13 protein-coding genes are annotated in these 19,452 nt (G+C 76.8%); 1 reads left to right on the top strand and 12 read right to left on the bottom strand.

Annotated elements, in window-relative coordinates:
• Positions 1–17 precede the first annotated feature (17 nt).
• From ABZ806_RS22405 to ABZ806_RS22360, 10 genes are all read right to left on the bottom strand, one after another.
• The gene (locus ABZ806_RS22405; RefSeq protein ID WP_500219295.1) at positions 18–2,216 is read right to left on the bottom strand and encodes an MMPL family transporter; all 2,199 of its coding nucleotides are present in this window, start codon (positions 2,214–2,216) and stop codon (positions 18–20) included.
• A gap of 142 nt (positions 2,217–2,358) precedes the next feature.
• Entirely contained in the window at positions 2,359–3,516 is a 1,158-nt protein-coding gene (locus tag ABZ806_RS22400; RefSeq protein ID WP_500219294.1) for a 4-hydroxybenzoate 3-monooxygenase, read from the bottom strand.
• A gap of 53 nt (positions 3,517–3,569) precedes the next feature.
• Complete coding sequence (locus ABZ806_RS22395; protein WP_500219293.1) at positions 3,570–4,370, bottom strand: IclR family transcriptional regulator; 801 nt, start codon at positions 4,368–4,370, stop codon at positions 3,570–3,572.
• Between the two features lie 15 nt (positions 4,371–4,385).
• Complete coding sequence (gene pcaC, locus ABZ806_RS22390) at positions 4,386–4,838, bottom strand: 4-carboxymuconolactone decarboxylase (protein WP_500219292.1); 453 nt, start codon at positions 4,836–4,838, stop codon at positions 4,386–4,388.
• Entirely contained in the window at positions 4,835–5,605 is a 771-nt protein-coding gene (gene pcaD, locus ABZ806_RS22385) for a 3-oxoadipate enol-lactonase (protein ID WP_500219291.1), read from the bottom strand. Before pcaD ends, pcaC begins: the two co-directional genes overlap by 4 nt.
• Positions 5,602–6,822 (bottom strand): 3-carboxy-cis,cis-muconate cycloisomerase, encoded by a 1,221-nt coding sequence (gene pcaB / locus ABZ806_RS22380; RefSeq protein WP_500219290.1) that lies wholly within the window; start codon positions 6,820–6,822, stop codon positions 5,602–5,604. Before pcaB ends, pcaD begins: the two co-directional genes overlap by 4 nt.
• Positions 6,812–7,375: a protocatechuate 3,4-dioxygenase subunit alpha gene (gene pcaG / locus ABZ806_RS22375; RefSeq protein ID WP_500219289.1), complete on the bottom strand. Its 564-nt coding sequence runs from the start codon at positions 7,373–7,375 to the stop codon at positions 6,812–6,814. Before pcaG ends, pcaB begins: the two co-directional genes overlap by 11 nt.
• On the bottom strand, positions 7,375–8,040 hold the full coding sequence (pcaH, locus tag ABZ806_RS22370; RefSeq protein ID WP_500219288.1) for a protocatechuate 3,4-dioxygenase subunit beta: 666 nt from the start codon (positions 8,038–8,040) through the stop codon (positions 7,375–7,377). Before pcaH ends, pcaG begins: the two co-directional genes overlap by 1 nt.
• Before the next feature lie 122 nt (positions 8,041–8,162).
• Positions 8,163–9,152, bottom strand: coding sequence for a sigma-70 family RNA polymerase sigma factor (locus ABZ806_RS22365; protein WP_500219287.1), 990 nt, complete (start codon positions 9,150–9,152; stop codon positions 8,163–8,165).
• Between the two features lie 181 nt (positions 9,153–9,333).
• Complete coding sequence (locus tag ABZ806_RS22360; protein ID WP_500219286.1) at positions 9,334–13,818, bottom strand: tetratricopeptide repeat protein; 4,485 nt, start codon at positions 13,816–13,818, stop codon at positions 9,334–9,336.
• Positions 13,819–14,126: 308 nt separating this feature from the next.
• On the opposite strand from ABZ806_RS22360, the gene ABZ806_RS22355 reads away from it, so the two are divergent.
• Positions 14,127–17,840, top strand: coding sequence for an nSTAND1 domain-containing NTPase (locus tag ABZ806_RS22355; RefSeq protein WP_500219285.1), 3,714 nt, complete (start codon positions 14,127–14,129; stop codon positions 17,838–17,840).
• Here ABZ806_RS22355 and ABZ806_RS22350 read toward each other — a convergent pair.
• Positions 17,801–18,868: a zinc-dependent alcohol dehydrogenase family protein gene (locus ABZ806_RS22350; RefSeq protein ID WP_500219284.1), complete on the bottom strand. Its 1,068-nt coding sequence runs from the start codon at positions 18,866–18,868 to the stop codon at positions 17,801–17,803. The genes ABZ806_RS22355 and ABZ806_RS22350 overlap by 40 nt on opposite strands.
• Entirely contained in the window at positions 18,868–19,365 is a 498-nt protein-coding gene (locus ABZ806_RS22345; protein WP_500219283.1) for an XdhC family protein, read from the bottom strand. The genes ABZ806_RS22350 and ABZ806_RS22345 overlap by 1 nt, the downstream gene beginning before the upstream one ends.
• Positions 19,366–19,452 lie beyond the last annotated feature (87 nt).

Here is a 19,452-nt window from a genome sequence, read left to right as displayed (position 1 = left end):
GGTGGGGTGCGGGCGGGTCAGGTGCGCGCGTGGGCGGGCTCCCGGTCGGCGGCCGGCCCGCCGGTGTCGTCGTCGAGCAGGTGGCGGAGCCGCTCCCCCTCCACGTCCACGTTCGGCACCGCGCGCGCCAGCCGGCCGGGCAGCCACCACGCGGCGCGGCCGAACAGCGCCATGACCGCGGGGACGATCGTCATCCGGACGACGAAGGCGTCGAAGGCGACGCCGGCGGCCAGCGCGAACCCCATCATCTTGATCATCGACTCGGACGAGGCGATGAACCCGGCGAACACCGCGACCATGATGACGGCTGCGGCGCCGACGACCCGCCCGCCGTGCCGGAACCCGGTGACGACGGCCTCGGTGGGTTCCGCGCCGTGCACATATTCCTCGCGCATCCGGGTGACGAGGAAGACCTGGTAGTCCATGGCGAGCCCGAACACCACGCCGATCAGGAAGATCGGCATCATGCTCATGATCGGGCCGGTCTCGTCGACGCCGAGCAGCCCGCCGAGCCAGCCCCACTGGAACACGGCGACGACCGCGCCGAAGGTGGCCGCGACGGTGAGCAGGAACCCCAGCGTCGCCTTCAGCGGGACGAGCAGCGACCGGAACACCAGCAGGAGCAGGATGAACGCGAGCCCGACGACGACGGCGAGGTAGGGCGCCAGCGCCTGGCCGAGCTTGGCGGACACGTCGATCGCCATCGCGGTCTGCCCGGTCACCTTGGCGTCGATGCCCGTGGCGGCGCCGCGGTCGCGGATCCCGGCGACGAGGTCCTCGGTCTGCTCGGTGCTGGGCCCGCTCTTCGGCACCACGCTCAGGACGGCGGCGTCCCCGGCGGCGTTCGGCACCGGCGGGGTCACCGCGGCGACGTCCGCCATGCCCGTGACCTCGCCGGCGAACCGCTGGGCGGTGGCGGCGGCCCGGCCCGTGTCCCCCTGGACGACGACCATCAGCGGGCCGTTGAAGCCGGGGCCGAAGCCGTCCGACAGCAGGTCGTAGGCCTTGCGCTGGGTGGTGCCGGACGCGGCGGTCTCGTCGCCGGGCAGCCCGAGCCGCAGGTCCAGGGCGGGCGCGGCGACGATCCCGAGGCCGGCGACCGCGGCGAGCAGCACCGGCAGCGGGCGGCGCACGACGAACCGGGCCCACCGCTCCCCCGCGGGCGCCCGGCCGTGCCGCGGCCGCCCGCCGCCGAGGCCGGGGAGCCGCCCGCCGAGCACCCGGCGGCCGGCGAATCCGAGCAGCGCGGGCAGCAGGCTCAGCGCGATGAGGACGGCGACGACCACGGCGAACGCGGCGGCGACCCCCATCTCGGTGAGCAGCGGGATGCCGACGACGGCGAGGCCGGCGAGCGCGATGACGACGGTCAGGCCGGCGAACACGACTGCGGACCCGGCCGTGCCGATGGCCCGGCCGGCGGCCTCCTCGCCGGGGCGTCCCTCCTCCAGTTCGTGCCGATAGCGGGAGACGATGAACAGCGCGTAGTCGATCGCGACGGCGAGCCCCAGCATCAGCGCCAGGGTCGAGGTCATGGAGCTCATCTCGAACAGCCCGGTGGCCGCGGTGATCGCCGCCATCGCGATGGCGACGCCGAGGATCGCGTTCAGCAGCGGGAGGCCGGCGGCGACCAGCGACCCGAACGTGATGATCAGCACGACGGCGGCGATCGCGACGCCGATGACCTCGGCGGCGCTCTGCTCGGGCATGGCCTGGGTGGCGGTGCCGCCCATCTCGACCTGGAGCCCGGCGTCGCGGCCGGGTCCGGCCGCGGCGTCGAGCGCCTCCCGCGCCTCGTCGGTCACGTCGATCGGCGTGACCTCGTAGGTGACCTGGGCGTAGGCGATCCGGCCGTCCTTGGAGACGGCCCCGGCCTGGTACGGGTCGACGACGGAGGCGACCTGGGGGGCGGTCTTCAGCCTGCCGACGACCTGCTCGACGGCCGCCTTGCCCGGCGCGTCGGTGACCGTGGACCCGGCGGGGGCGGCGAACACGATCCGGGCGGTGGCCCCGTCCGCCGACATCTGCGGCATCTTGTCCTTGAGCACGTCGAGCGCCTGCTGGGACTCGGTGCCGGGGATCGAGAAGTCGTTGGACGTCGGCCCCTTCAGCGCGGCCGCCCCGACCCCGGCGAGGACCAGGAGCGCGGCCCACAGCAGCGCGACCAGCCGGCGCCGGCGGAACGAGAACCGGCCCAGCCGGTACAGGAGCGTGGCCAAGAGGGTCCCCCAAGTCGGTCCCGGAACGCGGACATCCCACCCGTGACCCGTCCACGCTAAACCGAACTTGCCCAAGCGGCAAAATTTCAGGCACTGCCAAACTGCGTGAGTTGCATCTCACTGCCGCCGGGGTCGGGGGGCCCTAGAAGATCGGGAGGCCGGCGTAGTTCTCCGCCAGCGACGTCTTCGCCGCCTCCGACGAGGCCACGTAGTCCAGGTGGGAGCGCTGGAGCCGCCGCTCGAAGTCGCTCGCCGCCGGGTCGACGTGCAGCAGCGTCGTCATCCAGTAGGAGAAGTGCTCGGCCCGCCAGACCCGGCGCAGGCACGCCGCGGAATAGCCGTCGAGCAGCGTCTGCGACCCCGAGGCGTACCGCTCGGTGAGCGCCCGCGCCAGGACCATCACGTCCGACACGGCCAGGTTGAGGCCCTTCGCCCCGGTCGGCGGGACGATGTGCCCGGCGTCCCCGGCGAGGAACAGCCGGTCGTGCCGCAGCGGCTCGGCCACGAAGCTGCGCATCGGCGTGATCGACTTGCCGGTGACCGGGCCCTCGTGCAGCTTCCAGCCGTCGTCGGTGGCGAACCGCGCCGCCAGCTCGTCCCAGATCCGGGCGTCGGACCACTCCGCGATGTCCTCGTCCGGCGACACCTGCAGGTACAGGCGGCTCACCTGCGGCGACCGCAGGCTGTGCAGCGCGAAACCGCGGTCGTGGTTGGCGTAGATCAGCTCCTCGGTGGACGGCGCGACGTCGGCGAGGATGCCGAGCCAGGCGAACGGGTACTCCCGCTCGAACGTCCGCACGCCCGGCACCGCCGGGCGGCTGACGCCGTGGAAGCCGTCGCAGCCCGCGATGTAGTCGCAGTCGAGGGTCCGCGTCTCGCCGCCGCTGCGGTAGGTGACGCTCGGCGCGGACGCGTCCAGGGCCACGACCTCGGTCTCGAACCGCACGTCGCCGCCGTCCGCGAGCCGCCGCGCGACGAGGTCCTTGACGATCTCGGTCTGCGCGTACACGGTGACCGTCCGGCCGGTCAGGTCGGTCAGCGGGACGCGGTGCCCGGTGCCGCCGAACCGCAGTTCCAGCCCGTGGTGGACCAGGCCCTCCCGGTCGAGCCGCTCCCCCACCCCGGTCTCGCGCAGCACGTCGGTCGTGCCCTGCTCCAGCATCCCGGCCCGCTGCCGGTGCTCCACGTAGTCGCGGTCCCGGCTCTCCAGGACCACCGAGTCGATCCCCTGCAGGTGCAGCAGGTGGGACAGCAGCAGTCCGGCGGGGCCTCCGCCGATGATCGCGACCTGGGTACGCATCGAGCCTCCTCGTCATCGTTCCACCGGCGATGCTGACGCGCATCGCCGCAGGTTCAAGCCCCCGTTTTCCGCTCAGCGGAAAACGCGTCCGGATCGCCGCTCCAGTGCGCGGCGACGTCCCGCGACAGCGCGCGCACCGCGGTCGTCAGCGGCGGCAGCAGCCGCCGCAGGTCGGCGCCCCGCGTGCCCGCCACCAGCGACACCGCCGCGACGACCTCGCCCGCGCCGTCCCGCACCGGGGCGCCGATGGACGAGGCGCCGAGCGTCATCTCGTCCCGGGTGAGCGAGTAGCCGGAGCGGCGGACCCGCTCCAGGTCGCGCCGCAGCCTCGCCGGGTCGGTGATGGACCGCACCGCGTGCCGGCCGAGCCCGGCGGCGATGATCCCCTCCCGGACCTCCGGCGGCGCGTACGCCAGCAGCACCTTCCCGACGCCGGTGGTGTGCAGCGGCAGCATCGCGCCGACCTGCGTCACGACCGGCACCGAGCGCGTCCCCCGCAGCCGCTCGACGATCAGCACCCGGTCCTCGCGCAGCACGCCGAGCTGCACGTTGTCGTGCGTGGCCTCGTACAGGTCCTCCATGTGCGGCAGCGCCAGCTCGCGCAGCCCGGTCACGGCGGGCGCCTGGCTGCCGATCCGCCACAGCCGGATGCCGATGCGGTAGGTGCCGTCCGGGACGCGCTCCAGGAACCCGCCGGCGGCCAGCTCGCCGACGAGCCGGTGCCCGGTCGCGAGCGGCAGCCCCGAGCGGCGGCAGATCTCGCTGAGGTTCAGCCGGACGCCGCCCTGCGCGAACGCGTTCAGGATCGCCATCACCTTGCCCGCCACGCTCACCGGCCGGGCGCGTTCCGCCATGTCACTCCACCCCGGTCACTCCGGCTCGGCGAGGACCCGCTGGGCGACGGCGAAGGCCGAGTTCGCGGCGGGCACTCCACAGTAGATCGCCGTCTGCAGGAGCACCTCCTTGATCTCCTCGTGCGTCAGCCCGTTGCGGACGGCGGCGCGCACGTGCATCGCCAGCTCGTCCAGGTGCCCGCCGGCGACCATGGCGGTGAGCGTGATGCAGCTGCGGGTCCTGCGGTCCAGGCCGGGACGGCTCCAGATCTCGCCCCACGCGTACCGGGTGATCATGTCCTGGAAGTCGGCGGTGAAGTCGTCCTTGCGGGCCTCGGCGCGGTCGACGTGCGCGTCGCCGAGCACCTCGCGGCGGGTCTTCATGCCCCGCGCGTGCCGCTCGCCGTCCGTCGTGCCGCCGTCCGTCGTGCCTCCGCTTGTCGTGCCTCCGCGAGTCGTGTCGCCGTCGGCGGGGCGCTCCCGGCTCATGTGTCGTGTCCCTTCCAGGTCCGGTCCAGGTGGGCGGTGATCTCCGCGGTGACCTCGGCGGGGCGCTCGGCGTTCGCCAGATGGCCGGCGCCCTCGATGACGGCCAGCCGGGCGCCGGGGATGCCCGCGGCCAGCCGGTCGGCGTGGCCGTGCGGCGGGGTCGGGCCGTCCTGCGCCCCGGCGAGCACGAGGGTCGGCGCGGTGATCTCGCCGAGCCGCCGCGTCGCGTCGAACTCCGCCAGGGCGTCGCAGCAGGCCGCGTAGCCCCCGGGGTCGGTCGCGCGGAGCATCGCCGTGTACGTCTCCGCCCGCGCGAAGGCCGGGGTGAACCAGCGTCCGGCCGCCGCGTCGGCGACCGGGCCGACGCCGTCGCGGCGGACCAGGGCGGCCCGGTCCCGCCACGGCCCCGGGCCGCCGAAGCGGGGGGACGTGCAGCACAGGACCAGGCTGGCGACGCGGCCGGGCGCGCGCAGGGCGAGGGCGGTGCCGACCGCCCCGCCGAGCGACACGCCGGCGTAGGCGGCGCGCTCGACGCCGAGGCCGTCCAGCAGGGCGGTGATCCCGCCGGCGAGGTCGCCGACGGTGAAGGGTCCGTCCGGTGCGGGCGCGCCGCCGTGGCCCGGCAGGTCGTAGCGCAGGACGCGCCAGCGGCGGGCCAGGGCGGGCAGTTGCGGCAGCCACAGGTCCATGGTCGTGCCGAGGGACGGGCCGAGGACGACGACCGGCGCGTCCTCCGGGCCGTCCAGGCGGTACTGAAGCTTGATCATCGGCGGCTGCTCCGGTACGCGTCGAGGGCCCGGTCGACCAGGACGGCGGCGCTGCCCGGCCCCGGGTCGCGGCCGAGCACGCCGAGCAGGCCGTCCAGGTCGGCCCGCATCCGCTCGGCGGACACCTCCAGGCCGTCCAGCAGCTCGGCGGCCGTCTCGGCGGCGCCGCCGGTGAGGCGCAGGCACTCGCGCAGCGGCTGCCACTCGGCGTGCCACTCCCCCGCCGGCCGCTCGTGCGGCGCGGCCTGCGCGGCGAGGATCACCTGCGCCTGCGCCGGCACCTGCAGGGCGGCCGAGCGGATCAGGGCGGACAGCGCCGGGTTGCGCTTGTGCGGCATCGACGACGAGCCGCCCCGGCCGGCGCCCGCGGCCTCGGCGACCTCGTCCACCTCGCTCTGCGCCAGCAGCCACACGTCGGTGGCGATCTTGCCGAGGGCGCCGGCGACCTGCGCCAGTGCCGCCGCGAGCCCGGCGACGGGCGTCCGGCGGGTGTGCCAGGGCAGGACCGGGCACGCCAGGCCCGTCTCCTCGGCGTAGGCGGCGACCAGGTCGAGGGCCCGGTCGCCGAAGGCGTCCAGCGTCCCGGCGGGGCCGCCGAGCTGGACGGGCAGCGGCACGGCGGCCAGGCCCGCGCGGGCGTCCAGGCAGCCGATCAGCCAGTTCGCGGCCTTGGCGCCGAACGTCGTCGGCAGCGCCTGCCGGCCGAGCGTGCGGGCCGCCATCGGGGTGTCGCGGTACCGCGCCGCGAGCCCGGCCAGCGCGTCCAGTGCCCGGTCGAGGTGGGCGAGGACGACGCGCCTGGTGCGGGCCGCGACCAGCATCGCGCCGGTGTCGGCGATGTCCTGGCTGGTGGCGCCCTTGTGCACGTGCTCGCCGGCGTCCCCGGCGAGGCCGCGCAGGTCGGCGACCAGCGGCACGACGGGGTTGCCGGAGCCGCGGGCGCGGCGGGCGACCGCCGCGAGGTCGAACCGGCCGGCGTCGGCGGCGGCCGCGATCGCCTCGGCCGCCTCCGCCGGGACGATCCCCAGGCGGGCCTGCGCGCGGGCCAGCGCCGCCTCGGCGTCCAGCATCGCGGTCAGGTAGGCCAGGTCGCTCGTGGCGGCCTCCGCCGCCGTCCCCGCCCGGACCGGGGACAGCAGGCCCGCGTCCGCCGCCGCGGCCGGGCCCCGCCCGCCGGAGGGCCCGTGCTCGCCGGTCCGGTGCTCGTCAGAAGGCAAGGAAGACCGTCTCCCCTTCCCCTTGCAGCCGTATGTCGAAACGGTACTCCCGCTCGCCCTCGCGCTCGGCGATCAGGGTCGCGCGCCGGTCGGCGGGGACGTCCGCGAGCAGCGGGTCGGCGGCGTGCGCCGCCTCGTCCTCGGGGAAGTACAGCCGGGTGAACACGGGCTTGAGCAGGCCGCGGGCGAACACGAGGACGGCGATGTAGGGGGCGCCGCCGCCGGCCGCGCCGGGCTTGACCGTGCTGAACCAGTAGCCGCCGGCCGCGTCGGTGCCGCACCGGCCGAAGCCGGAGAACCCGTGCCCGGCCCGGACCCGGCCGCCGGGGCGCCGCGGGATCTCGCCGTCCGCGCCGGCCTGCCAGATCTCCAGCAGCGCGTCGGGCACCGGCTCGCCGGCCCCGTCCAGGACCCGCCCGCGCACCTGGATCGCGTCCGGCCGCCACGGCGGCACGACCTCCGGGCCGGCCGCGTAGGGCAGCGCGTAGCCGAAGAAGGGGCCGACCGTCTGGGACGGCGTCGCCGCCGAGGGGGCGGGTGAGGGAGTGCTCATCAGGTCTCCATCGGGGTGTCGCCGAGAACGATGTCCCACTGGTAGCCGAGCGCCCACTCCGGCTTGGTGATGTCCATGTCGAACCGGGAGATCAGCTTCTCGCGGTCCTTCTCGTCCGGGATCGACTGGAAGATCGGGTCGAACGCGAACAGCGGGTCGTCGGGGAAGTACATCTGGGTGACGAGCCGCTGGGTGAACGCGGTGCCGAACACCGAGAAGTGGATGTGCGCGGGCCGCCAGGCGTTGTGGTGGTTGCCCCACGGGTAGGCGCCCGGCTTGATCGTGACGAACCGGTAGCGGCCGTCGCCGTCGGTGAGGCAGCGGCCCGCCCCGGTGAAGTTGGGGTCGAGCGGCGCCGGGTGGATGTCGCCGAGGTGGTCGTAGCGGCCGGCCGCGTTGGCCTGCCAGACCTCCACCAGCGCGCCCCGCACCGGCCGGCCGGCCCCGTCGAGGACCCGCCCGGTCACGATGATCCGCTGCCCCTGCGGCTCGCCGGAGTGCTGGACGGTGAGGTCCTCGTCCAGCCGGCCCAACTCCTGGTGCCCGAAGACCGGCGAGGTCAGCTCGACGCTGTCCGGGCCGAGCTTCGGCATGATCAGTTCCTGCGACGGGGCTCTGAGCACGGTGCTCTTGTAGCCCGGGTACAGGTACGGAGGATGCGTCATGCGCCCTTCCCTTTCCGCGTTCCCACATCGTTCCCACATGGACGGCCGCCGCCCACCACCCTGGCAGGCCGCACCGGGCGGGCCGCAGGGGGGTTTCCGCCCAGTGGAAGGCCGGCGGCTTGTCAGAGCCGTTCGGCCAGCCCGAACAGCGGGTACAGGCTGGTGTCGAAGAACGCCGAGACGTGCGCGACGCCGCCGCCGGTGACGCTCAGCACCTGCAGCTGGTACGCGCGGTGCACGCCCTCCTCGTCGCGCATGTAGAGCCCGAACGCCGGCTGCCCGTTGGCCGCGGCGGGGACCATCCGGATGTCGCCCGGCGCGGGCCCGCACTGGGCGAGGATGAGCCGCACGACGGTCTCCGCGCCGACGAACCACTCGGGGAACGGCGGCATCTCCCAGACGACGTCCTTCTTGAACAGCTCGATGAGCCCGGTGATGTCGGCGTCCTCGAACGCCTGCGCGTACCGCTCCAGGAGCTCGCGCTGGACCGGATCGGTCGGCTCGACCAGCTCGTCGCGCATCGGCGCGTCCTGCTCCAGCTGCGCCCGCGCCCGCTGCAGCGCGCTGTTGACCGCCGCCGTCGTGGTGCCGAGCAGCTCGGCGGCCTCGGCCGCCCGCCACTTCAGCACGTCCCGCAGGATCAGCACGACCCGCTGCCTGGCGGGCAGGTGCTGCAGCGCCGCGACGAACGCCAGCCGGGTGCTCTCCCGGGCCGCGACGATCGTGGCGGGATCCGCGGCGTCCGCGCCGAGGACGGTGTCGGGCGCCGGCTCCAGCCACGGCACCTCCGGCGAGGCCACCACGGGCCGCTCCGGCTCGTCGCTCGGCGCCCCGAGCCCCGACGGCATCGGCCGCCTGCCGCGCTGGTCGATCGCGGTGAGGCAGGCGTTGGTGGCGATCCGGTACAGCCAGGTGCGCAGCGACGACCGGCCCTCGAAGTCGCCGTAGGAGCGCCACGCCCGCAGGAAGGTCTCCTGCACCAGGTCCTCGGCGTCGTGGATCGAGCCGAGCATCCGGTAGCAGTGCGCCAGCAGCTCCCGCCGGTACGGATCGGCGAGCTCCTGGAAGTCACGGTCTGTATCTATGGTGCTGTTCGCCATGGTGGTGGTCACCTTCGTTCGGCGGCATAGCCCGGGCGGCGCGGCCGGCGGGCCCCGTCGCCTCCGACCGTAGGAGGCCCCACCGACAGAACGCGCGCACTCCGGATCCTACGCGCCCGCCCGCCCGTCGCCCCTTCCCGCCCGTCGCGACCTGCCCGTACTCACCCCGCCGGCCCGTACTCACCCCACCAGCTCACCCCAGCAGCGACGCGAGCAGCTCGCGGGCGCGGTCCGCCGACTCGCGGTCGCCGGTCTTCGCGCAGACGCGCGCCGCCCGCGCCAGGTACGCGCGCGCCTCGTCCGGCCGGCCGAGTTCGCGCTGGATCTCGCCGGCCAGCAGCAGGCTCCGGCCGCGTCCCCACCGGTCGCCGATGCCGGCCTGGATCTCCAGCGCGCCGAGCGCGTGCCGCAGCGCCTGCCGGTGGTCGCCGGCGTCGACGTGGACGCGGGCGATGTTGTCGAGCGTGTCGGCCGTCCCGCGGCGATCGTCGATCTCGTGCCGGATGACCAGCGCCCGGCGGCCGTGGTCGAGCGCCTCGGCGGTCTCGCCGCGCCGCCGCATGAGCCGCGACAGCGTGTTCAGGCTGTCGCCCTCGCCGCGCCGGTCGCCGATCTCGCGGCGCAGCGCGAGGGCCTGGGTGACGAGGCCGAGCGCCTCGGCGCAGCGCCCCGCGTTGCGGTGGACGCGGGCGAGCAGGTCGAGGACCTCGCCCTCCCCGTACCGGTCGGCGGTCTCCCGGTGGATCCGCAGCGCCTCGAGCCCCGCCGCGAGCGCGGCCCGCTCGTCGCCGAGCCGCCACCGCGCGTGCGCGAGGGTGCCGAGGCTGTCGGCCTCGCCGCGCCGGTCGCCGATCTCCCGGTGCAGGGCCAGCGCCCGCTCGGCGAGGCCGACCGCGACCTCGTTGCGGCCGAGCCTGCGGTGGTTGCGCGAGAGGGTGTCCAGGCTCTCGGCCTGGCCCTGCCGGTCGTCGGTCTCGGTGCGGATGCGCAGCGCCGCCCCGGCGTGCCGCAGGGCCTTGCGGTAGCGCGCCATGTAGTAGCAGATCCGCGCGAGGCCGTCGCGGGCCGCGCTCTCGCCGTCGAGGTCGCCGATCTCCCGCAGGATCGCGATGGCCCTGCGGGAGTGCCGGACGGCGGCGCGGAACGCGGCCTGGTGGCGGCACACCTCGGCGAGCAGCGTCCGGGTCCGGCCCTCGGCGGCCAGGTCGCCGATCTCCCGCTCGATGCGCAGCGCGTCCTTCAGGGCGCGCCGGGCCGCCGGGTACTGCGCGAGCCGGCGGCGGACGCGGCCGATCGCCTCCAGCGTCTCGGCCTCCCCGTACCGGTCGCCGGTCGCCCGCTGCAGCCCGATCGCCTCGGCCAGGTGCGCGAGCGCCGCGCCGTGCCGGCCGAGCTCGCCCTGCAGCCGCCCGATCAGTGTGAGCGCCTCGGCCTCGCCCGTCCGGTCGTCCATCTCCCGCTTGGCCTCCAGGACGCCGAGGGCCGTCCGCAGCGCCCGGCCGTACCGGGCCTGCCTGCGGTCCAGGTGCGCGAGCGTGAGCAGGTCGTCGGTCTCGCCGTGCCGGTCCCCGGTGCGCCGGCAGATCTCCAGGGACTCCAGCGCGCACTCCCGGGCCCGCGCGTAGCGGGCGGTCCGGGCGTGGATGCGCGCGAGGACGTACAGGGCGCCGCTCGCCCCGGCCAGGTCGCCGATCTCCCGCTGGATGGCGAGCGCCTCCCGCGCGCGCGACAGCGCCTCGTCGTAGCGGCTCTGGTGCCAGCGGACGAGCGCGATCTTGACGGTGCTCTCCGCGACCCCGCGGCGGTCGCCGATCTCCCGGCGGATCCGCAGCGACTCCTCGGCGTGCCCGGCCGCCTCCCAGTAGCGGCCGGTGCGGATGCCGACCCGCGCGAGGACGTCCAGGGTCACGCCCTGCCCGGGGCGGTCGCCGGTCTCCCGCTGGACGCGCAGCGCCTCGCCGGCGTGCCGCAGCGCCGCCCCGTGGTCGCCCATCCGGCACTGGATCCGGGCGACGGTCGCCAGGCTCGCGCCCTGGGCGATCCGCTCGACGCCGCCGGCACCGCCCCGGGCGTGGCTGGCCAGGGCGGCGAGGGCGTGGCCGAGGGCCTCCCCGTACCGGCCGGCGCTGCGCTCGATCTCGGCCAGGTTGGTCAGCGTCCGGCCGAGGCCGTACCCGGCCTTCATCCTGCGCTGCAGGGCCAGGGCGCGCTCGACGTCGCGGCGGGCGCCGGCGTGCCGGCCGAGCCGCCGCTCCACCAGGGCGATGAGGTTCAGCGCCGACGCCGTGCCGTGCTCGTCCCCGATCCGCTCCCGGATGCCGAGCGCGAGCCGCGCGTGCCGGATCGCGAGCTCGTACTGCCCGGAGTCGTGGTGGAACTGGGCGATGGTGCACAGCGCCTCCGCCTCCCGGTACGGGTCGCCGAACTCGCGGCAGATCCGCAGCGCGCGGGAGGCGTCGGCGAAGGCCGCCGGGCAGTCGCCCAGGTTCTCCAGCACCCGCGCCCGGCTGATCAGGCTGGTGGCGACGCCGGCGAGGTCGCCGATGTCCTCGCGGATGCGCAGCGCGGCGCCCGCGCAGCCGAGCGCCTCCGCGAGCCGGCCGCCGCGGCGCAGCGTGCGCGACATGCCGTCCAGGACCTCGCCCTGGCCGCGCCGGTCGCCGAGCCGGTCCCGGACGGCGAGCGCCCGCCCGGCGTAGTGCAGGGCCCGGTCGACGTGGCCGAGGCGGCGCAGGATCCGGGCGATCATCTCCAGCGCGTCCGCCTCCCCGGCGCCGCCCCGCAGCTCCCGGTGCACGCGCAGCGCCTCGCGCGCGTGCCCCAGCGCGGTGCGGTAGTGCGCGAGCCGCCAGCGCACCTGCGCGATCTGCTCCAGCGCCCGCCCGGCGCCGTGCCGGTCGCCCTCCCGGGTGAGGATCCGCAGCGCGTGCTCCCCGTAGTCGAGGGCCTCCCGGTAGCGGCAGCACAGCCGCTCCACCCGCGAGCGCGTGTTGAGCGCCCAGCCCGCCCGGCGGTGGTCGCCGAGCTCGGTGAAGATCTCGTACGCCGCCCGCGCGTCCTGCGCGGCCTCGGCGTGGTTGCCGCGGTCGCAGTGCACGACGGCGAGCTGGTCGAGCATCAGCGCCTCGCTGTGCCGGTCGCCCGCGGCGCGCGCGGCGGCGAGCCCGAGCCGGTGGACCTCCAGGTTGTCGGCGCCGTGCTTGTCCCGCCTGAGCAGGTGGAACAGGGCGTCGGCGAACCGCCAGGCGAGCGCCGGCCCGCCGCGCTCGGCGGCCTGCCGCGCCATCGCGACCACCGCGGCCCGCTCCGCCTCGAACCAGGCGAGGGCCTGCCCTGCGGCGTCCGGGGAGAGCGGGTCCGTCCCGCACCCGGGCCCGGCCGCCGCCGGCGCGATCGCCGCCGCGGCCTCGCGCACGCGGCCGAGGTACCAGCCGAGCAGCCGCCGGGCCGCGGCGTCGGCCGCCGCGCCGTCCTCGCGGGCGAGCCGCTCGGCGGCGTACTCGCTGAGCAGCTCGTGCAGGCGGAACCGGCCCACGGTCCCGGGTTCGACGAGGTGCCGGCGGACGAGGCCGCGCAGCAGCCGGCGGGCCTCCGGGACGGGCACGGCGAGCAGCGCGGCGAGGCTCCCGGCACCGAAGTCGTAGCCGTGCAGCAGCCCGAGCATCCGGAAGACGCCCTGCTCGCGCGGGGTCAGCGCGTCGTAGGACAGGTCGAAGGCGGGCCGGATCGCGAGGCCCGCGTCGCCGTCGAGGGCCAGCGCGTCGAGCCGGCCGCCGCAGGTCAGCTCGTCCACCACGGCGGCCACCGAGTCGAACGGCCCGGCGGCGAGCCCGACCGTCGCGATGCGGATCGCGAGCGGCAACCGGGCGCAGGAGTCGGCGAGGTCGGCGACGGCCTGCGGTTCCCGCTCGCCGCGGTCGCCGCCGAGCAGCCGCGCGACGAGCTCGCACGACTCGTCGGTGCTGAGCGGGTCGACCGGGACCGAGACCGCGCCGAACCGCGCGACCAGGCCCTCCAGCCGGGTGCGCCCGGTGACCACCACCAGGCAGCCCGGCCCGCCCGGGACCAGCGGGACGATCTGGTCCGCGTCCGCCGCGTTGTCGAGCACCACCAGGACGCGGCGCTCGGCCACCAGGGAGCGGAACAGCGCGGCCCGGCGGGCCTCGGCCGCCGGGATGTCGCGGGCCGCCAGCCCGAGGTCGCCGAGCAGCCGGAACAGCGCCCGCGCGGGCGTCGCCGCGGTCCGCCTCGACAGGCCGTGCAGGTCGAGGAAGATGTGCGCGTCGAAGCGGCCCGCGTTCCGGTGCGCCCAGTGCAGGACCAGCGACGTCTTGCCGACGCCGGCCATGCCGTGGATCTGCACCACGGTCGCCGAGCCGCGGCCGCCCGCCGCGGCGAGCGCCTCGTCCATCGCCGCGAGCTCCCGCTCCCGGCCGACGAAGTCGCGGGGCGCCGCGGGCAGCTGCCGGACGGGCGGCGCGGGCCGGGCCGCCGCCTGGTGGACGATCTTGTCCCCGGCGACGAGGTCGCCGCCGGCGTGCACGGGGTCGTGGAAGTGGGCCGCCGCCCGCTCCACCGGGACGCGCCGGCGCGGGGCGATCCCCGCGGGCCCGCCGCGCCCGCCGCCGAACCCGTCGGGGTCGAATGCTCCCGGGTCGAATGCGTCGTCTCTCGTCATGGCCGGGTGCCGCCTTCACCACTGACATGATCGGGGTCCTTTCCAGCAGACCTCCCGGCCTGGGCCGGGACAACGCCGCGGCCAATGCCCGTACAAGGCCGTACACGGCCGTACTCGACCAGCCGTGCACGGCCCGACGCGCGCCCGGTCCCGCTGCGGCGCGGGCCCTTGACGGACGGTGAGCAGCCCCGGGAAAACCCGGCAATTGACGCAAACGACGATATTTATGCCATCTGACCTTTTCCGGGCCGCCGCGCCATGCCTGACTCGGACTGTCGGACCATGCCGGTCCCGCCGTGGAGGTTCAGATGGCGCCGAACGCCCCGTCCGGTGACGGCGCGCAGACCCCCGACCCGCGCCGGATCGTCACCCGGCAGGACTTCGCGCGGGAGCTGACGCTGCTGCGGGACACCGCGGGCCTGACCGTCCGGCAGGTCGCGCGGCGGGCGGGGATGCCCGACGCGAGCGCCGGCGGGTACTTCTCCGGCCGGCACCTGCCGCCGCTCCGGCCGCCGCGGCTCCCGGAACTGCTGCGCGCGTGCGGGGTCACCGACGCGGCGGCCGTCGCCCTGTGGCTGGAGGCGCTGCGCCGGGTCCGCCGGAGCCCCGGGCGCCGGCCGGCGGTCGTCCCGTACCGGGGCCTCGCCCGCTTCGAGCAGGAGGACGCCGCCTGGTACTTCGGCCGGGAGGAGCTGACCGCGGCGCTGGCCGGCCGCGTGCGGGACCTGCGGGGCCGGGGCGCGCTGGTGGTGGCCGGGCCGTCCGGGGCGGGCAAGTCGTCACTGCTGCGCGCCGGCCTCGTCCCAGCGCTGCGCGGGGAGGCCGAGGTCGTGCTCCGCACCGCCGGCGGGATCGCGGCCGCCGAGGTCCCCGGGCTCTGCGGGACTGGCCCCGCGGTCGTGATCGTCGACCAGTTCGAGGAGGTCTTCACGGGCCGGTCCGAGGAGGACGCCGCGGACCTCATCGCCGCGCTGCTCGGCCTGCCGGCCGCCGTGGTGCTCGCCCTGCGCGCCGACTTCTACGGGCGGGCGCTGCGGCATCCGGGACTGGCCGGGGTGCTGCAGACGGGCCAGGTCGTGGTCGCCCCCATGAACCAGGACGAGCTGCGCCGCGCGATCGTCGCGCCCGCGCAGCGCGCCGGGCTAGAGCTGGAGCCCGGCCTGGCCGACCTGCTGCTGCGCGAGATGAGCCCGGCGGCCGGCGCGCGGACCGGCGCCGCCCACGAGACCGGCACGCTGCCGCTGCTGTCGCACGCGCTGCTGTCGACGTGGGAGCGGCGGCGGCAGGGGGTGCTCACCATCGCCGGCTACCGCGACGGCGGCGGGATCGAGGGCGCGGTGGCCGCGACGGCCGAGGAGGTCTACCTCGGGCTCGCGGAGGAGGACCGCCTCGTCGCGCGGCGGCTGTTCGGGCGGCTCGTGCACATCGCCGACGACACGGGGGTGACCCGGCGCCGGGTGGCCGAGCGCGAACTCGGGGACGAGGCGCGGGACGTCCTCGGCCTCTTCGTCGCGCAGCGCCTCGTCACCGCCCGCGCCGACGGCGTCGAGATCGCGCACGAGGCGCTGCTGTCCGCCTGGCCGCGGCTGCGCGCCTGGCTGGAGGCCGACCGGGCGGGGCTGCGCACCCACCGCCGGCTCACCGCGGGCGCCGAGGCGTGGGAGGAGTCGGGCCGCGACCCGGGCACCCTGCTGCGCGGGGCGTGGCTCGCCGAGGCCGCGGACCTGGCCGCCGACCCGCGCCGCGGCGCCGCGCTGAACGAGCGGGAGCGGCGGTTCCTGGAGGCGTCGGTGCGGCAGCGGGACGCCGAGGCGAGGGCGGCGCGGCGGCTGGTCCGGCGCGGCCGGCGGCTGATCGCCGTGCTGTCGGCGGTGTCCCTGCTGGCGCTCGGGCTGGCGGCGGTCACGCTGCGCCAGCGGCACACCGCCGACGTGCAGCGCGACATCGCGGTGTCGCGGCAGGTCGCGATCGAGTCGGGGAAGCTGCGCGGCAAGGACGCCGCGCTGGCGGGGCAGACCGCACTGGCCGCCTACCGGGTGGCGCGCACCCCCGAGGCGCGCGCCAGCCTGCTGGGGGCCTACGCCGGCCCCGCCGCGACCCGGATCGTCAGCGCCCGCGGCGTGCTGCAGGCGGTCGCGGTGAGCGGGGACGGCCGCACGCTCGCGACCGGCGGCGCCGACCGGACCGTGCGGCTCTGGAACGTCGCCGACCGCGGCCGCCCGGTCCCGGCCGGCGACCCGGTGCGCGGGTTCCCCGACACCGTGTACAGCGTGGCGTTCGGCCCGGACGGCGGGACGCTGGCCGCCGGGGGCGGCGGGGGCACGCTGCTGATGTGGTCGCCGGGCGGTGCTCCACGCGCGCTGACCGGGCCGCGCGGCACCGTCTACGCGGTGGCGTTCAGCCCGGACGGCCGGACGCTCGCCGCGGCGAGCGCGGACGGCACCGTCCGGGCCTGGGACACCGCCGCCCCGCGGCCGGGCGGCCGGGTGCTGGCCGCGGGCCCGGTTCCCGCGCACAGCGCGGCGTTCAGCCCGGACGGCTCGACGCTCGCCGCCGGGTTCTCCGACGGAACGATCCAGCTCGTGGACCTGGCCCGCCGCGAGCGCGCGGGCCGTCCCCTCGCGGCCGGGAAGCGGACCGTCTACGCGCTGGCGTTCAGCCCGGACGGCCGGACGCTCGCGGCGGGCGGCGCCGACGGGCGGGTCCGGCTCTGGCGGACGGCCGACCGGTCCCCCGCCGGCGAGCCCTTCACCGGGCCGAAGAGCTGGGTCAACGGGCTGGCGTTCGCGCCCGGCGGCCGGTCGCTCGCCGCGGCTAGCTCCGACGGCAAGGTCTGGATCTGGGACACCGCGACGCGGGCGCTCACCGCGAGCCTGCCGCATCCGGGCCCGGTGACGGCCGTGGCGTTCCCGCGCCCGGGCACGCTCGCGACCGCCGCAGCCGACGGCGCGGCCCGGATCTGGGACGTCCCCGGCCCGGTCATCGAGGGCCCCGGCGGCGGGGTCTTCGCCGCCGGGCTGAGCCGGGACGGCCGGGTCCTCGCGCTGGCGGGCGCCGGCGGCACCGCGCGGCTGTGGTCGGTGGCCGACCCGCGCCGCCCGTCCCCGCTCGGCCCGGTGATCGAGCGGGCGGCGGGCCCCGGCACGGCGTCGGGGGCCGCCGCGCTGAGCCCGGACGCCGCGACGCTCGCGATCGGCACCACCGGCGGCGCGACGCGGCTGTGGGACGTCCGCTCCCCCGGCCGCCCCGTCGCGATCCCCGCCGGGCTCACCGGCCCCGGCGGTCTCGTGGAGGGGCTCTCGTTCAGCCCGGACGGCCGCGTCCTCGCCGTGGCGGGCGACGACGAGAAGGTCTGGCTGTGGGACGTGGCGGACCCGTACCGGCCGGCGCGGGCCGCCGTGCTCACCGGCGCGACCAACTACACCTACCAGGCCGCGTTCAGCCCGGACGGCCGGACGCTCGCCTACGGCACCGCGGACCGGACCGTCCTCCTCTGGGACGTCGCCGACCCCCGGCGCCCCGTCCGGCTCGGCCCGGCGCTCACCGGTCACGGCGGCTACGTGTTCGCCGCGGCGTTCAGCGCGGACGGCGGCACCCTCGCCACCGCCGGCGCGGACAACACGGTGGTCCTGTGGGACGTCCGCGACCGGGCGCGCCCGCGTCCGCTCCCGCACCGCCTGACCGGGCCGGCGAACTACATCTACTCCCTCGCCTACGGCCCGGACGGCGTCCTCGCGGCGACCGGCGGCGACGGGACCGTCTGGCTGTGGGACACCTCGGACCCGTCCGGCCCGCGCGCCCTCGCGACCCTGGCGGCCTCGGCCGAGGCCGTCTACATCGACGTCGCCGTCCCGGCCCGCCCCCTCCTGGTCACCGCCGGCGTGGGACGCGAGGTCAGGCTGTGGAACCTGGACCCGGAGGAGGTGGCCGCGCACGTCTGCGCCACCGCGGGCACCCCGATCACCGAGCCGGAATGGCGCCGCTACCTCCCGTCCGCCCCCTTCGACCCGCCCTGCCGGTGAGGTTCGAGCATCGTGATGCCGGGGCCGGTCATCGCCGTGAGGGCCGCGGGGCCGTCGTCGAGGGGCAGGACGCGGCCCACCAGGAGTTCGGGGCGCAGCGCGCCGGCGCGGACCAGCTCCATCATCGGGGCGTAGGCGTGCGCGGCCATCCCGTGGCTGCCGGCGATCTCCAGTTCCCAGGCGATGACCCGGTCCATCGGGAGGTCGGCGCGGCCCGCGCCGGGCGGCAGCAGGCCGACCTGGACGTGCCGGCCGCGGCGGCGCAGCGACTCGACCGAGGCGCGGGCGGTCGCCGGGCTGCCGAGCGCGTCCAGGGAGACGTGCGCGCCGCCGCCGGCGGCGTCGCGGACGGCCGCGGCGACGTCGTCGTGACCGGACGCGTCGACGACCGCAGCGGCCCCGCAGCGGCGCGCCAGCTCCAGCGCCTGCGGCGCGACGTCGACCGCGACGACGTGGGCGCCGGCCGCGGCGGCGATCATGACGGCGGACAGGCCCACGCCGCCGCAGCCGTGCACGGCGACCCACTGGCCGGCGGTGACGCCGCCCTGCGCCGTGACCGCCCGGAACGCGGTCGCGAACCGGCAGCCGAGCCCGGCGGCGGTCGTGTACGACATCTCGTCGGGGAGGCCGACGAGGTTCACGTCGGCGTTCTCGATCGCGACGTAGTGCGCGAACGAGCCCCAGTGGGTGAAGCCGGGCTGGGTCTGGGACTCGCACACCTGCTGGTCGCCCGACGCGCAGGACGGGCAGCGGCCGCAGGCGCAGACGAACGGGACGGTGACCCGGTCCCCGGGACGGTGCCGGGCGACGCCCGCGCCGGTCTCGGCGACCGTGCCGGCCAGTTCGTGGCCGGGGACGTGCGGGAAGGCGCGGATGTCGGGGTCGTGGCCCCGCCAGCCGTGCCAGTCGCTGCGGCAGACGCCGGTGGCCTCGACGCGGATCACCGCGCCGCCCGCCGGGACCGGCGGGTCGGGCAGCTCGCGGACGGACGGCGGCGCGCCGAAGGCGTCGTAGGCGACCGCGCGCACTAGAACTCGAAGCCGCCCGGGCGGCCGTTGCGATCGGCGATCAGCCCGGCGAGGGTGGCGATGGCGATCTCCGCCGGGGACTTGGACCCGATGTTCAGGCCGATGGGGCGGTGCACCCGGGCGATGTCGCCCGCCGGGACGCCGAGCTCGGTGAGCGCCGGGATGTGCGGCGCGGGGTGCCGCGGATTGCCCATGACGCCGACCCACCGGACGGGCTGCGTCAGCACGTCGCGCAGGACGGGCCCGAGCTCGGCGCGGTGGTGGTCGGTGACGATGACGTCGGCGGTGCCGTCGAGGGCGGGCAGGTCCGTCAGCCCGTCGCGGTCCTTGTCGGGGTCGACGAGGAACGTCCGGTAGCCGAGGTCGGCGCCGTAGCGCAGCAGGTGGTCGGCGACCGCGCCGGCGAACACCGCGACCAGCGTGCGCTCCGCCGCGGCGGGCGGGGCGTCGCCGTGCGCGACGGCGCAGGACGGGTCGGTCTCGTGCGGGGTGCCCATACCGGCAGTGTGCCGCGCCGGGCGGCGGCCGGTCCAGGGGCCACGCCCTTATCGGAAACCGGGGTTTCCCAAACGTGGCACTCCCGT

The organism is Spirillospora sp. NPDC047418 (genome assembly GCF_040643275.1).
Classification (GTDB): domain Bacteria; phylum Actinomycetota; class Actinomycetes; order Streptosporangiales; family Streptosporangiaceae; genus Spirillospora.
The sequence above is the reverse complement of the archived record's forward strand: the minus strand, read 5'-3'. Positions and strand labels throughout refer to the sequence as shown.